At 67.9% G+C, this 14,109-nt stretch carries 15 protein-coding genes and 1 pseudogene; 5 read left to right on the top strand and 11 right to left on the bottom strand.

The window, feature by feature from the left end; translation table 11 throughout:
- Positions 1-3: 3 nt before the first annotated feature.
- Positions 4-1,644, bottom strand: coding sequence for a thiol reductant ABC exporter subunit CydD (gene cydD / locus J2728_RS02515; RefSeq protein ID WP_309995919.1), 1,641 nt, complete (start codon positions 1,642-1,644; stop codon positions 4-6).
- 123 nt (positions 1,645-1,767) lie between these two features.
- Between cydD and J2728_RS02510 the strand changes: the two genes are divergently transcribed.
- The 4 genes from J2728_RS02510 to J2728_RS02495 all read left to right on the top strand — a co-directional run bounded on the left by J2728_RS02510 (position 1,768) and on the right by J2728_RS02495 (position 5,247).
- Complete coding sequence (locus J2728_RS02510; RefSeq protein ID WP_309995918.1) at positions 1,768-3,330, top strand: cytochrome ubiquinol oxidase subunit I; 1,563 nt, start codon at positions 1,768-1,770, stop codon at positions 3,328-3,330.
- Positions 3,331-3,344: 14 nt separating this feature from the next.
- A complete protein-coding gene (cydB, locus tag J2728_RS02505; RefSeq protein WP_309995916.1) occupies positions 3,345-4,496 on the top strand; it encodes a cytochrome d ubiquinol oxidase subunit II in 1,152 nt (383 codons plus the stop codon).
- 18 nt (positions 4,497-4,514) lie between these two features.
- Positions 4,515-4,634, top strand: a complete 120-nt coding sequence (cydX, locus tag J2728_RS02500) for a cytochrome bd-I oxidase subunit CydX (RefSeq protein ID WP_013080671.1) — start codon at positions 4,515-4,517, stop codon at positions 4,632-4,634.
- 163 nt (positions 4,635-4,797) lie between these two features.
- Positions 4,798-5,247, top strand: a complete 450-nt coding sequence (locus J2728_RS02495) for a chemotaxis protein CheW (protein WP_309995913.1) — start codon at positions 4,798-4,800, stop codon at positions 5,245-5,247.
- A gap of 192 nt (positions 5,248-5,439) precedes the next feature.
- Here the strand turns inward: J2728_RS02495 and J2728_RS02490 are convergent, their stop codons facing one another.
- The 6 genes from J2728_RS02490 to J2728_RS02465 form a co-directional block, all read right to left on the bottom strand.
- Entirely contained in the window at positions 5,440-5,919 is a 480-nt protein-coding gene (locus tag J2728_RS02490) for an ASCH/PUA domain-containing protein (protein WP_309995910.1), read from the bottom strand.
- A 117-nt stretch (positions 5,920-6,036) separates the two neighbouring features.
- On the bottom strand, positions 6,037-6,684 hold the full coding sequence (gene yihA, locus J2728_RS02485; RefSeq protein ID WP_309995907.1) for a ribosome biogenesis GTP-binding protein YihA/YsxC: 648 nt from the start codon (positions 6,682-6,684) through the stop codon (positions 6,037-6,039).
- 11 nt (positions 6,685-6,695) lie between these two features.
- Positions 6,696-8,546 carry a membrane protein insertase YidC gene (gene yidC / locus J2728_RS02480; RefSeq protein WP_309995906.1) on the bottom strand — a complete coding sequence of 617 codons (1,851 nt, stop codon included), beginning with the start codon at positions 8,544-8,546 and terminating at the stop codon, positions 6,696-6,698.
- Between the two features lie 7 nt (positions 8,547-8,553).
- Positions 8,554-8,991, bottom strand: coding sequence for a ribonuclease P protein component (gene rnpA / locus J2728_RS02475; RefSeq protein WP_309997553.1), 438 nt, complete (start codon positions 8,989-8,991; stop codon positions 8,554-8,556).
- A 105-nt stretch (positions 8,992-9,096) separates the two neighbouring features.
- Positions 9,097-9,231 (bottom strand): 50S ribosomal protein L34, encoded by a 135-nt coding sequence (gene rpmH / locus J2728_RS02470; protein WP_004622337.1) that lies wholly within the window; start codon positions 9,229-9,231, stop codon positions 9,097-9,099.
- 102 nt (positions 9,232-9,333) lie between these two features.
- Entirely contained in the window at positions 9,334-10,329 is a 996-nt protein-coding gene (locus tag J2728_RS02465) for an NADPH:quinone oxidoreductase family protein (protein ID WP_309995881.1), read from the bottom strand.
- 20 nt (positions 10,330-10,349) lie between these two features.
- On the opposite strand from J2728_RS02465, the pseudogene J2728_RS02460 reads away from it, so the two are divergent.
- Positions 10,350-10,430 (top strand): annotated as a pseudogene (locus J2728_RS02460) (hypothetical protein); the annotation flags it as partial.
- 52 nt (positions 10,431-10,482) lie between these two features.
- Here J2728_RS02460 and J2728_RS02455 read toward each other — a convergent pair.
- The 4 genes from J2728_RS02455 to J2728_RS02435 form a co-directional block, all read right to left on the bottom strand.
- Positions 10,483-11,544, bottom strand: coding sequence for an alpha/beta hydrolase (locus tag J2728_RS02455; protein ID WP_309995879.1), 1,062 nt, complete (start codon positions 11,542-11,544; stop codon positions 10,483-10,485).
- Between the two features lie 37 nt (positions 11,545-11,581).
- Complete coding sequence (locus tag J2728_RS02450; protein WP_309995877.1) at positions 11,582-12,217, bottom strand: TetR/AcrR family transcriptional regulator; 636 nt, start codon at positions 12,215-12,217, stop codon at positions 11,582-11,584.
- Between the two features lie 83 nt (positions 12,218-12,300).
- Positions 12,301-12,552: a DUF2164 domain-containing protein gene (locus tag J2728_RS02445; RefSeq protein ID WP_309995875.1), complete on the bottom strand. Its 252-nt coding sequence runs from the start codon at positions 12,550-12,552 to the stop codon at positions 12,301-12,303.
- Positions 12,553-12,678: 126 nt separating this feature from the next.
- A complete protein-coding gene (locus J2728_RS02435) occupies positions 12,679-14,076 on the bottom strand; it encodes a flavin-containing monooxygenase (RefSeq protein WP_309995873.1) in 1,398 nt (465 codons plus the stop codon).
- Positions 14,077-14,109: the final 33 nt, after the last annotated feature.

Genomic DNA, 14,109 nt, shown 5'->3' with positions numbered 1-14,109 from the left:
TCTTCACAGCCGCGCCACCCGATCGGCCAAGGCCGCGACGGCGTCGGAATGGGTGGCGATCAGCGTCGTGCGCCCCTGGGCGGCGCGACGCAAGGCCGTCAGCATCTGGGCCTCGGCGGCGGCGTCGAGATTGGCGGTCGGCTCGTCCAGCAGCAGGATCGGCGCGGGCTTGAGCATGGCGCGGGCCAGGGACAGGCGCCGGCGTTCGCCGCCCGACAGACCGCTGCCGCGTTCGTCCAGCACGAAGTCGAGGCCTCCGGGCCGCTGGGCCAAGGCCGGACCGAGCCCCGCCTCGCGGGCGGCGGCCTCGATCTCGTCGCGCGAGGCGTCGCGGCGGGACAGGGCGATATTTTCGGCGATCGAGGCGGGCAGGATCAACGGCGACTGGCCGGCCCAGGCGATGTCGGCCGCCGTGACCGGGCGCTCGACGCCGTCGATCAGGATCCGCCCCTCGGTCAGCGGCGAGAGGCCCAGCAGCAGGTTCAGGATCGAGCTCTTGCCCGCGCCGCTGGCGCCGACCAGGGCCACGATCGCGCCCGCCGGAATGTCGAGGTCGAAGCCCGCCACGGCCGGAGCGTCGGCTTCCGGATAGCGGATCGTCACGCCTTGGAAGCGGATCGCCGGGGCGGCGGGCAGGGGGGCGACGACGGGCGCCGGGGCGGGCGTCTCGAAGGTCGACAGCCGCGTGGCGGCGGCCTCGGCGGCCTGGCGGTCGTGATAGGCGGCGGCCAGGCGCCGCATCGGGGCGTAGACCTCTGGCGCGAGGGCCAGCACGAAGAAGGCGCGCTTCAGGTCCAGCTGCTCGGGGACGGGGAAAGGCAGCAGGCGCAAGAGGTTGAAGCCGCAATAGACGGCCACCAGCGCCACCGACAGGGCGGCGAAGAACTCCAGCGCGGCCGACGAGAGGAAGGCCACCCGCAGCACCTTCAGGGTCCGTTCGGCCAGGGCCGAGGCCGAGCGGCCGAGGGCCGTCGTGGTCGTCCCCTCGGCCTCGAAGGCCAGGACGACGGGGAGGGCGCGGACGCGGTCGAGAAACAGGCCCGACAGCCGCTCCAGGGCCTGGAACTGGGCGCGGGTCTCGGCCGCGGCGGCGGTTCCAGCCAGGATCATGGCGGCGATGAAGGGGATCAGGGTGCCCAGCATGATCGCCGCGCAGATCGGGCTGGCGATCGCGGCGGCGGCGATCATCAACAGCGGCAGGGCGGCGGCCGACAGGCGCGCGGGCAGGAAGCGGGCGAAATAGCCGTCCATCGCCTCGACGCCCTCGACCAGGGCCGTGGTCGCCTCGCCGGCCGGGCGACGCGGGCCGCCGAACACCGACCGCGCGAGCTCCGCGCGCAGGTCGGCCTTGGCCCCGGCCGCCGCTTCGGCGCCCATGCGGGCGTTGGCGTAGGCCAGCAGCGCGCGCAAGACCATGGCGGCCAGCACGCCCATCAAGCTGGCGAAAAAGACCAAGGGATGGCGCTGGTTGGCGATGGCGTCGGCGCCGAAAGCCAGCCCCCCGGCGAAGCCGATCGCGGCCAGACCGTCCAGCAGGCCGAGGCTCTGGGCGCGGCGCAAGGCGGGGCCGGCGATCCTGTCGCGCCGCTTCAACCAGGCTTTGGAAGGCAGGGGGTGGACAATCTGTACTATGCGGGAACCCATGGCTTGAGTGTAGAGTGCCGTCTCCTCCGATCCTTGATCGCGGTCAAGGATCGGCGCAACCGCCAGGTCTAGGACGACGTCCTCGGTCGGCATGCGTATCGACCGTTCGTCTCGGAGTTGTCCATGGACCCCGCGGTTATCGACCTCTCGCGACTGCAATTCGCGCTGACGGCCCTTTACCACTTTCTGTTCGTGCCCCTGACCCTGGGGCTCTCGGTCATGCTGGTCATCATGGAGAGCATCTATGTCATGACCAAGCGCCCGATCTGGCGCACCGTCACCCGGTTCTGGGGGACGCTGTTCGGCATCAACTTCGTGCTGGGCGTGGCGACCGGGATCACCATGGAATTCCAGTTCGGGATGAACTGGTCCTACTACTCGCACTATGTCGGCGACATCTTTGGCGCCCCGCTGGCGATCGAGGGCCTGATGGCCTTCTTCCTGGAGGCGACGTTCGTCGGCCTGATGTTCTTTGGCTGGGACAAGCTCAGCCGCGTCGGCCACCTGGCGGTGACCTTCCTGACCGCTCTGGGCACCAATCTCTCGGCTCTATGGATTCTGGTCGCCAACGGCTGGATGCAGAACCCGATGGGCGCGGCCTTCAATCCGGACACCATGCGCATGGAGGTCTCCAGCTTCCGCGACGTGCTGTTCAACCCGGTGGCGCAAGCCAAGTTCGTGCATACCGTCAGCGCCGGCTACGTCATCGCCGCGGTCTTCGTGCTGGGCATCTCGGCGCTGTACCTGCTGAAGGGCAAGTATATCGGCGTGGCCAAGCGGTCCATGACCGTCGCCGCCGCCTTCGGCCTGGCCGGCTCGCTGTCGGTGGTCGTGCTGGGCGACGAGAGCGGCTACGCCCTGACCGACAACCAGAAAATGAAGCTCGCCGCGCTTGAGGCCATGTGGGAGACAGAAGCCGCGCCCGCCGGCCTGACGGCCTTCGGCATTCCCAGCATGGCCGATCGCAAGACCCACCATGAGATCAAGATCCCCTACGTCCTGGGTCTGATCGCCACCCGCAGCTTCGACAAGCCGGTGGAGGGCATCTTCCAACTGGTCGCCAAGGCGCAGGACCGCATCGAGTCGGGCACGATCGCCTACGGCGCGGTCGAGGCGCTGAAGGTCAACCCGAACGACCTGGCCGCCCGCGCGACCTTCGAACAGCACCGCCGCGACCTGGGCTACGCCCTGCTGCTGAAGCGCTATGTCGCCGATCCGCGCCAGGCCTCGCCCGAACTGATCCAGAAGGCGGCCTGGGACACGGTGCCGCCCGTGCCGGTGATGTTCTGGGCCTTCCGCATCATGGCCGGCATCGGCTTCCTGATGATCGCCCTGTTCGCCACGGCCTTCCTGCTGGTCACCCTGCGCAAGCATGACACCAAGTGGTTCCTGTATCTGGCGGTGGCGGCCCTCCCGCTGCCGTGGATCTCGACCGAGCTGGGCTGGGTGCTGGCCGAGGTCGGGCGTCAGCCCTGGGCCGTGGAGGGCGTGCTGCCCACCTTCCTGGGCGCGTCCAGCCTGACCGTCCCGCAGCTGCTGACCAGCATCGCGGTCTTCACCCTGCTGTATGGCTCCCTGGCTGTCGTCGAGATCGGACTGATCATCAAGACCGTCAAGAAGGGCCCCTTCGCCCACCACGAACCCGCGCTCGACGAATCCGTCGAAGCCGAACCGGCCGTGGCCTGAGAGGAGCGAACCTTATGGATATCCCCGTCGATTTCGCCACGCTTCGCGTCATCTGGTGGGCCCTGGTCGGGATCCTCCTGATCGGCTTCGCCCTCACCGACGGCTTCGACATGGGCGTCGGCGCCCTGCTGCCCTTCGTCGCCAAGTCCGACAAGGAACGCCGCATGGTGATCAACACCATCGGCGCCACCTGGGAAGGCAACCAGGTGTGGTTCATCCTGGGCGGCGGCGCGATCTTCGCGGCCTGGCCCTTCGTCTACGCCATCAGCTTCTCGGGCTTCTACCTGGCCATGTTCGTGGTCCTGACGGCCATGATCCTGCGGCCGGTGGGCTTCAAGTACCGGTCCAAGCGCGCCGACCCGCGCTGGCGCGCGTTCTGGGACTGGGCGCTGTTCGTCGGCGGCTTCGTGCCGGTGCTGTGCTTCGGCGTGGCCCTGGGCAACGTGCTGCAAGGCGCGCCCTTCCGCCTCGATGGGGACCTACGCGCCTTCTACGAGGGCTCGTTCCTGGGCCTGTTCTCGCCGTTCGCCCTGCTGTGCGGCCTGCTGTCGGTGGCCATGCTGGTGCTGCACGGCGCGGCCTGGATCACGGTGAAGGGCGAGGAAGGCCCGGTGACCGAGCGCGCCCGCCGTATCGGCGAGATCGCCGGCCTGGCCAGCATCGTGTTGTTCGCGGCCGGCGGCTTCTGGGTCGCCTTCGGGGGGCTGGGCTTCCGGATCGAGGGGCTGGCCGACGCGGCCGGCCCGTCCAACCCGCTGCGCGGCGCCGCCGCCGTGCGCGCCCCGGGCGCCTGGCTCGACAACTACAGCCGCCACGGCTGGATGATCACGGCCCCCGTGCTGGGCTTCGTCGGCGCGGCCCTGGCCCTGGCCGGCATGCGCTGGAACAAGGCGTGGATGGCGTTCGGCGGCTCCTCGCTGTCGACGGTCGGGATCATCGGGACCGTCGGTCTGTCGATGTTCCCGTTCATCCTGCCCAGCAGCTTCGACCCCCGCTCCAGCCTGACGGTCTGGAACGCCTCGTCCAGCCACATGACCCTGTTCATCATGCTGATCGTGACGGCGGTCTTCCTGCCGCTGGTGCTGCTCTACACCGCCTGGGTCTACAAGGTGTTGTGGGGCCGCAGCACCACCGGCGCGCTCGCCACCAACCCCGACCTCTACTGATCCGAAGGAGACAATCCGATGTGGTACTTCACCTGGATCCTGGGCCTGGGCCTGGCCGTCGCCTTCGGCGTCCTCAACGGCGTCTGGTACGAGTTCAACCTGGCCGATGACGGCGACGAGGGGCTGTCCGAGCCGTAAGGGCCGCGAAAGGACTCATTCCGGGGCGCCGCGACATTTAGGCGCGCCCCGAATGGGTTTGGCTTAACGCTTGCTAAAGAGGGCGCGCGCTTATCTGGCAAGGTGTCCTGGAGCGCGTCGAACCGCGGCCCTGGGACGAGCTCTTTGTTCCCGGGGACCGCTTATGACCGACACCACCGCGCCTGCTCTGGAGCTGATCTCGTTCTGCATCGGCGAGCAGGAATTCTGCATCGACGTGAAGACCGTCCGCGAAATCCGCGGTTGGACTCCGGCCACCCCGATCCCCCACGCTCCGGCCTATCTGCGCGGCGTCATCAACCTGCGCGGCGCGATCATGCCGGTCATCGACCTGCGCAACCGCCTGGGCCTGGGCGTCACCATCCCCGAGACCCGCCACGTCATCGTCGTGGTCGAGTGCCAGGACCGCCTGGCCGGCATCCTGGTCGACGCGGTGTCCGAGACCTTCACCGTGCCGCGCGACAGCCTGCAGCCGGCCCCGGACGTCGGCGACGAGCTGCGCTACATCCAGGCCATCATCTCGATGGAAAACCGCCTGATCACCTATCTGCGCATGGACGACGTGTTCCCCGCCGTCGTGCACGAAGCGGCTTAAGGGGCGTTAGCTCAAAAAGCACGGCCTTCCTGGGCCTTGTGCCCAGGACCCATGGCGGCGGTGGCTCCAAACCTCTCCAGAGGAATGGGGCGCCGCCGCTTTCATTTTGTATGTCCCGAAAAAGCGGAACGCTGGGCCCTAGGCACAAGGCCTAGGGAGGCGGGAGATCATGAACCTCACCGCCAGCACCCATCATCCCTTGCGAACGATCCGCGCGGCGGCCGCGTGGAAGCCGGCTTCGGCCTCGGCCGCGTCGGCGACGGCCGCGTGGCGGTCGCGGGCCACGCCCATGTTGCTCTCGGCGTAGCTCTCCGAGACCTTGCGGGCCTCCTGGGCGCGCAGGGCGGCGTTGGAGGCGGCGGTCTCGTGCCAGTCGGCCAGGGCCTCGGGCGTCAGGTCGTCGGCCGCGTCCGGATGCGGGGCCACATCGCCGAAGCCAATGGCGACGAAGCCGTGGATCACCCCGCCATAGTCTTCTTCCGACAGCAGGAAGGTGATCTGCCGCTCCTCGAACTGGCCGGTATAGGTGTCGGTGGCCGGATCGAACTCGCGCAGCACCAGGATGTCGCCGACCTTGAACTCGCGGTCGTTGCGGCGGATCTCGAAGCGCTTCTGGCCCGAGCGGACGGCGGCGAAGTACTTGGGCCAGGTCTTCAGTTCGTGGCGGTGCATGGTCGGGAGACTTTTCTGGAAAGCGGGGAGGCGGGGTTCTGGCGGGTGAACCCTAGCGCAGAGTTAACGGGACAAGAATATCCCCCAGCCCACGTGGCGTGAGGGGACGCGCTCGGCTTATTCGTCGATGCAGACCCGCACGATCTCGGCGCGCAGTTCGGGCAGGCCCAGGCCCTTTTCGGACGAGGTGGCCAGGACGCGCGGGAAGGCCGCGGGGCGCTTGGCGATGGCCTTCAGGGTGTCGGCGACGACCTTGTCGACCTCGGCCGGCTTGATCTTGTCGGCCTTGGTCAGGACGATCTGGTAGGAGACCGCGGCCTCGTCCAGGGCGTCCAGCGCCTCGAGGTCGACCGTCTTCAGGCCATGGCGGGCGTCGATCAGCACGTAGACGCGCTTCAGGTTCGCCCGGCCGCGCAGATAGGCGCGACCCAGGTCCTGGAACTTGTCGGCGATCGAGCGCGAGACGCGGGCGAAGCCGTAGCCGGGCAGGTCGACCAGGCGCACCCGCTCGGCCAGCAGGAAGAAGTTGATCTCCCGCGTGCGGCCCGGCTCGTTCGAGGCGCGGGCCAGGTACTTCTGGTTCACCAGGCCGTTGATCAGGCTGGACTTGCCGACATTGGAGCGGCCGGCGAAGGCCACTTCCGGCAGGTCGGCGGGCGGCATGGCGTCCATGCGCACCGCGCCCATGATGAACGAGACCGGCTGGGCGAAGAACACCCGCGCCGTCTCGATCTCGTCCTCGGTGAAGATCGGGTCCTCGCTCATCAGGTCGCCCACTACGTCGTCACATTGGCGGGTTTGCCCTGCAGGCGCGCGATGATGCGGTCGATCGGGTTCTCGACCTTGTAGCGGCGCATCATCACGTACTGCTGAACGATGGTCAGGACGTTGCTCCAGCACCAGTAGATCACCAGGCCCACGGCGAAGCCCGACAGGGTGAAGGTGAAGATGATCGGGAACAGCTGGAAGATGCGCTGTTGCATGGGGTCGCCGGCCGGCGGGTTCATGGCCGTGGTCAGCCACATGGTGATCCCGTACAGCAGCGGCCAGACGCCCAGGTGGGCGATCATGGCGCCGATCAGCGGCAGCGAACCCGGATCCCAGGGGATCAGGCCGAACAGGTTGAAGACCGTGGTCGGATCCGGCGCCGAAAGGTCCTGGATCCAGCCGAAGAATGGCGCGTGGCGCATTTCGATCGTGACGGTCAGCACCTTGTACAGCGAGTAGAAGACCGGGATCTGGATCAGCATCGGAAGGCAACCCATCATCGGGTTGATCTTCTCCTTCTGATACAGCGCCATCATCTCCTGCTGCTGCTTGGCCGGGTCGTCCTTGTGCTTGACCTTCAGCTTCTCGACCTCGGGGGCGATCTTCTTCATCTTGGCCATGGACTCATAGCTCTTGTCCGCCATCGGGTAGAGGACGAGCTTGAGCACGACGGTCAGCAGCATGATGGCCAGACCGAAGTTGCCGACCAGCTTGTAGAAGATCTCCAGCACGTTGAAGATCGGGCGGGTGAACATGGAGAACATGCCCCAGTCCACGGCCCAGTCGAAGCGCGGGATCTCGGCCTTGGCGTTGCTCCAGAACTCCCACCACGCCGGCGGCTTGGCGCCGCCGTACTGATACTTGCGCAGCAGCGGCACGGTCTTGGCGCCGGCGAACAGGCGCGTGGTCTGGGTCAGGGTCGCGCCCGGGTTCAGGGCCTGGGTCGGGCCGACGAAGTTGACGTCATAGACATCGACGCCGCCCACGTTGGTCACGCGGTACTGGGCCTTGATGGCCTCGTTCTGGCCGGGGATCAGGGCCGCCAGCCAGTACTTGTCGGTGACGCCAGCCCAGCCGCCGACGGAATCAAACGTCTGGAGAGGCTTGTCCTTCTTCCACTTCTGGTACTTGGCCAGTTCCAGCTTCTGGTCCTTGCCCGAGCCCAGCACGCCGATGGCGCCTTCGTGGACGATCTGGTTCTTGCCCAGGTGGTCGGTGATGCCTTGGCGCTGGACCGTGGCGTAGGGGGCCAGCTGGAAGGCGGCCGTCCCGTTGTTCTTGACGCTGTCGGTGACCGAGAACATCGCCTGGTCGTCGACGGCGATCACGCGGGTGAAGGTCAGGCCCATGCCGTTGTCATAGGTCAGGGTCACCGGCGAATTGGGACGCAGCACCTGGCCCGGCGCGGCGGTCCAGACGGTGCGGCTGTCGGGCAGGCCCGGCAGGTTGGCGCCCGCCCAGCCGAAATCGGCGAACCAGGCGTGCTCGGCGCCCTCGGGGCGGAACAGCTCGACCGGCGGCGAATTCTTGGCGGTCGTCTCGGCGTACTTGCGCAGGAAGAGGTCGTCGATACGGCCGCCCTTCAGGGCGATCGAGCCGGACAGCGCGGGGGTGTCGACCACGACGCGCGGGCTCTGGGCCTTGGCCGCGTCGCGCGACAGGCGCAGCGGGGCGGGGTTGCCGTTGGCGTCCAGCGGCACGCCGGCCTGGGTCGCGACCTGTTGCTGCGCGGCCTTCTTGGCGCGCGCCTCGGCCTCGGCCTTCTTCTGCTGCGGACCCAGGATGAAGAACTGGTACCCGATCAGGATCGCGAACGCGCTGACGATGAACATCAGCGTGTTTTTGTTGTCGTTCTGCATGGAGCGCTTAACCGGAAACTGTGGGATCGGGTTGTTGGGAAGAGACGGCTTTCGAGGATGCGCCGGACGATGACCGCGAGACCTTCGCCCCATCGTGCTCGGCGGCGAGGCTTATCAGCGCGCTTTTGACATCGTCAAGCAAACGTCCCCATTCGCGCGAGCCCGTGCCGCCCCGCGCGATGAACACATAGTCGTGCGAAGGGCGCGCATGAAGGGGCAGGACCAGCCTGGCGGCCTCGCGCAGGCGGCGCTTGGCGCGGTTGCGCTCGACGGCGCCGCCGATCTTCTTGGTGGCGGTGAAGCCGACGCGGACCACCGAATTCCCGTCGTCGCGCTTGCGCATCTGGATGAACACCGCGCCGCGCGACAGGGCCGGGGCCTTGGCCGCCAGCAGGAAGTCGGGCCGCTTGCGAAGCCGCTCGAAGCGGAGTGGGGCCTCGGACATGGCGTCAGGCATGAAAAAAGCCGCCTTTCCGGCGAGAACCTGAGACCAGGTCTGTGGAAAAGGCGGCTTTGATCATGGTCTCGCCTCCCGAAGGAGGAAGAACAATTAGGCGGTCAGGCGCTTGCGGCCCTTGGCGCGGCGACGCGCGACGACCTTTTGGCCATTCTTGGTGGCCATACGCGCGCGGTAGCCGTGACGGCGGGCACGCACGAGCTTCGACGGCTGGAAGGTGCGCTTCACGACGTGGCTCCGAAATGCAAAACGTTGGACGCGAAGCCTAGGGCCCCGCGAGTGAGGGGCGGTGGATAAAAGAACGGACGCGGGATGTCAACCTGAGTCGGTTCAGGGAACGATCACCGCCTTGCCCACCACCTTGCGCTCGGCCAGCAGGTTGAACGCCTCGCGCCAGCGGTCCAGCGGGACCTCGGCATGCACGTGGGGACGGATCAAGCCCTCGTCCGCCATCCGCCAGACGGCCTGGCTGTTCTCGCGGCCCTTCTCCGGAAACTGGCGGCCATACTCGCCGGCCCGCACGCCCACGACCGAGAAGCCCTTGATCAGCGGCATGTTGGCCGAGATCGTCGGAATCCGTCCCGAGGTGAAACCGATCACCAGCAACCGCCCGTCGAAGGCGACGCAGCGGACGCTCTCGTCGAAGACGTCGCCGCCGACGGGGTCATAGATCACGTCCGCGCCATGGCCGCCGGTGATCTCTTTCACCCGGTCGCGGAAGCCGCCGGTCACGTTGACCACCGCGTCGGGGGCGTAGAGCGCCTGAACCGCTTCCAGCTTGTCGTCGGAGGCCGAGGCGGCGATCACCCGCGCGCCCAGGGCCCTGGCCATGTCGACGGCCGCCAGCCCGACGCCGCCCGCCGAGCCGTGGACCAGCACCCATTCGCCAGGCTCCAGCCGCGCGCGGCGGACCAGGGCGACATAGGCGGTCAGATAGGCCGCGCCATGGGCCGCCCCCTCGGCGAAGGATAGCCGCGCGGGCTTGGGCTTCAGCGCCTCGGCCGGCAGCACGGCGTATTCCGCGAAGCCGCCCAGCCGCGCCCCGCCGACCACGGCGTCGCCGATGGCCAGGGACGTGACGCCCTCGCCCAGCGCGACGACCTCGCCGGACAGGTCCAGGCCGGGCGTGAAGGGCAGGGGCGGCTTCAGCTGATACTCGCCGCGCGTCATCAAGAGGTCGGGGAAGTTCACGCTGGCCGCGCGGACGCGCACCAGCACTTCGCCGGGCCTCGGCGTGGGCGTCGGAACCTCGCGAACCGCGCAACCGCCGAAGTCGGGCGCCAGGGCCTCGACGACGAGGGCGCGCATGGTGGTGGGGATGCTCATACTCGGTTCCATAAAACCAGTGTCATCCCGGCCGTAGCGAAGCGTAGAGCCGGGACCCAGGGGCGGTGCGTACAGCGCTTCGTCACCCCCTGGGTCCCGGATAGCCTCTGCGAGGCTTCCGGGATGACACGATTAAGAATGGAGGTTGGAGCCTTACGTCCCCGCCTCGAACGTCTCGCGCACCAGGCCCGCGATCTCGCGGCAGGCCGCGTCCGCCGCGGGGATGGCGCCGGTGAAGGCGGTGAAGGCGTGGGCCAGGCTGTCGTAGCGGCGGTAGCGCACGCGCACGCCGGCGGCCTGCAGGCGCTTGGCGTAGGCCTCGCCCTGATCGGTCAGCGGATCGAAGCCGGCGGTCGCGATCACGGCGGGGGCCAGGCCCGAAAGATCCTCGGTCCGGTCGGGTGACAGGCGCGGGTCGGCCGGGTCGGCGTCGGCGCCCATATAGTGGCCCATGAACCAGTCCATGGTCTCCCGGGTCAGCGGATAGGCGTCGCCGAAGGTGGTCATGGACGGCGTCTCGCTGGCCACGTCCACGGCCGGATAGATCAGGATCTGGGCGGCCGGCTGGGGTTCGCCCGTACGCTTCATCTCCTGGGCGACGATGGCCGAGAAGTTGCCGCCCATGCTGTCGCCGCCGATGGCCGGCGGGGTGGGCGCGGCGCCAAAGCGGGCTGTGTTGTCGCGCGCCCAGCGATAGGCGGCCAGGACATCCTCCAGTCCCGCGGGGAACTTGTGGTCCGGCGCCAGGCGATAGTCGACCGAGATCACCGCCGTGCGAGCGATCTTGGCCAGGATCGAGCAGAAGGCGTGGCAGGTCTCCAGGTCCCCGATCACCCCGCCGCCCATGTGGGCGTAGACGATCAGCGGGGCGTGGACGTCCTGGACCTCGGGGCGATAGGCGCGGCAGGGGATCGGGCCGCCCCTCCCTTCGCTATTTTGGGGGCCTTCCACCGACAGGCTCTCGGTGCGCACGCCCGGCTCCAGCGGCCCTTGCACGGCGGCCAGGCCCTTGGCGCTGCCGGCCACGGCCTCGGCCGGGGACAGGCTGGACATCGGGGGCAGCTTCTTGGCCGCGTGGGCGAAGAACTGGAAGCGCGGGTCCAGGGTCCGGCCGCCCTTGTAGACCACGCCCCCGCCGGACATGGCCCGCAGGATCGGGCTGGGCAGCGACAGGATCAGCTTCAGTATGGCTTTCTGCGTGGCGTCCGAGGCCATGTTTCCCCTCCTTTTGTTTTATAGTTTCGCCGTTTTCTTACAGTTTTGGCAGGGCGGGTACGCCGCCCAGGATCAGCTTGACGGCGAAGTCCGCGGCCGTGGCCGTATCGACGGGGCGGCGCTCCAGCATCCTGTCGCCCAGCTCGCGGGCGATCGCGATGCAGGCCGAGGTCAGGTAGTCCAGATCGACGGGCGGGGCGTTGTCGTGCGCCAGCACCCGGGCGAAAGCCTCGCGCACCTCGTCGAACACGGCGGCCAGCTCGGGCGTGGAGCGCGCGTGCGGGATCGGCTCGCCGGGGGGACGATTGATGTGCCAGCTCTCCTGCTCCTTGGCCAGGAACTCGAAATAGGCCAGCACGGCCCCGCGCAGAAACGACTGGAAATCGTCAGCCTTCTCGGATTCGGCGCGCAGCAGCGGACGGAAGCGGCGGGCGCCGTCGTCGGCCAGGGCGTCGAACACCTCCTCCTTGGACTTGTAGTAGTTGTAGAAGGTGCCGGAGGCCAAACCCGTGCGGCGGATGATGTCGCGCACGGTGGCGGCGTCATACCCCAGCTCGCCGAACACCTCGCGCGCGGCGTCGAGGATGGCCTGGCGGTTGGCGGTCTTGGTCCGCTCACGCTTCCCCGGCCGCTGGTCGATGTGAGGCTTGGGGAAGTAGGCGATGTTCGACATGGGCCCCGACTCGAAGAGGGAGCGATCGTGACGCTCCGTCAGGAACGTGCCCCCATTCCGCTCCGCCCGGCAAGCCCCCCCGATCATAAGGGTTTGACCGGCTGTTCGATGTCGTAGACGGCCTCGCTGATCGCCTCCAGTTTCTCGCGGTACAGGGCCTGGGCGTCGTGGAGGCCCTGGTTGTACCAGTAGGGACCCAGCCGCTCGGTGACGAAGTCCAGCAGGAACTCCGCGTCGAAGCCCTTCACCTCCAGGTCCAGCTCGTCCTTCAGATAGTGCGAGAGGCCGGCGACCAGCTTGGCGCGGGTGTCCTTGTCGAAGGTGATATTGGGCATGGGCTCTGTCTTTCTGCGTGTCATCCCGGCCGCAGCGTAGCGGAGCGCCGGGACCCAGGGGCAACCGCAATACCGCCGGCCCCTGGGTCCCGGATAGCGCTGCGCGCTTCCGGGATGACACGTTTTTTACTCAGCGGGCAAAGCTTCACCTTTGATCCCCGCCCGGCCCGGCGCCGGCGGCTTCCCGCCCTGGCTCCGCGCCCGCGCCTCGCCCTTGGCGATCTCCTTCTTCAGGTCGGCGCAATAGACGTTGAAGTCGACCTGGATGGTGTGCCGAGCCGACTCGTAGAAGTGGCCGGTGTGGCGCTGTTCGTCCTTGGCGATGATCTTCTCCATCTCCGCGCGGGGCGGCGGGGCGTAGCGGCCGGCCAGGTACGCGGCCGCCAGCTTGGCCTGCTGCTCGGCGAAGTTCACCAGGGTCGGCAGCGGCTGGGCCAGGCCCATGAAGAACAGGTTCGGGACGCCCGGCTTCATCATCCGCTTGAACAGCGGGAAGCGGTGGTCGGCGTCGGGCTTGAGGTCCGGATCGTCGAAGAACGGGAAGCTGATCTTGTAGCCGGTGGCGAAGATGATGGCGTCGACGTCCTCGACGCTGTCGTCGGCGAAGCGCACGCGCTTGCCCTCAAGCGCCTTGATCGCCGGCTTGAACTTGATGTCGCCGCAGCCCGCGCGCGTCAGGAACTCGCCCGAGACGGACGGGTGGGCCTCCAGCGGCTCGTGGTCGGGCTTGGGCAGGCCGTAGTCTTCCATCCGGCCGATGGTCTTCTTCAGCACCGAGCGCGCCAAGGCGACGCCCAGCTTGCGCGGCATCCAGGCCGGCATGGCGGATTTGTCGGCGGGCTTGCCGTTCAGGTACTTGGGAAACACCCAGACCCCGCGCCGGGCCGAGACCCAAAGGTTCTTGGCGATGGGGCGCTGGGACAGCTCGCTGGCGATGTCCATGGCCGAGTTGCCCATGCCGACCACCACGACGTTCTTGCCGCGCATGTCGATGGGATCGAACGGGTCGCAGTACGCGTGAGCGTGGAAGGCCGGGCCGTCGAACTCGCCGGGATACTCCGGCACGCGCGGATCCCAGTGGTGGCCGTTGCAGACGAACAGCACGTCATAGAGCCGCGTCTCGCCGCTCGACAGCGTCACCGCCCACAGGCCGTCGGCGGTGCGGCGCGCCTTCTCGACCCGGGTGTTGAAGGTGATGGTCGGCCGCAGGCCGAAGTGGTCGACATAGTCCTTGAAGTACTGAAAGAGCTGCGCGTGATGCGGAAAGTCCGGCCAGTCCTTCGGCACGGGGAAGTCCTCGAACGCCAGGCGCCACTTGCTGGTGTCGATGTGCAGGCTCTCGTAGCAGGCCGACAGTCCGTTGGGGTTCTTGTAGTACCAGTTGCCCCCGATCTCGTCCGACATCTCGAAGCAGTCGTAAGGGATCCCGTGGTCCTTCAGCCGCTTGATCGTGGTGAAGCCGCTGCAGCCGGCGCCGATCACGCAGGCCTTCGGCGGTCTCGCCTGGGGGATTCCGGTCGCCATTCCACCCTCCTGACTTATCGTTGTTCAGGTGAG

It is taken from the genome of Caulobacter segnis (assembly GCF_031454995.1).
GTDB lineage: Bacteria > Pseudomonadota > Alphaproteobacteria > Caulobacterales > Caulobacteraceae > Caulobacter > Caulobacter segnis_E.
Note: the sequence above shows the minus strand (reverse complement) of the source record. Positions and strands in the feature narration are given on the sequence as shown.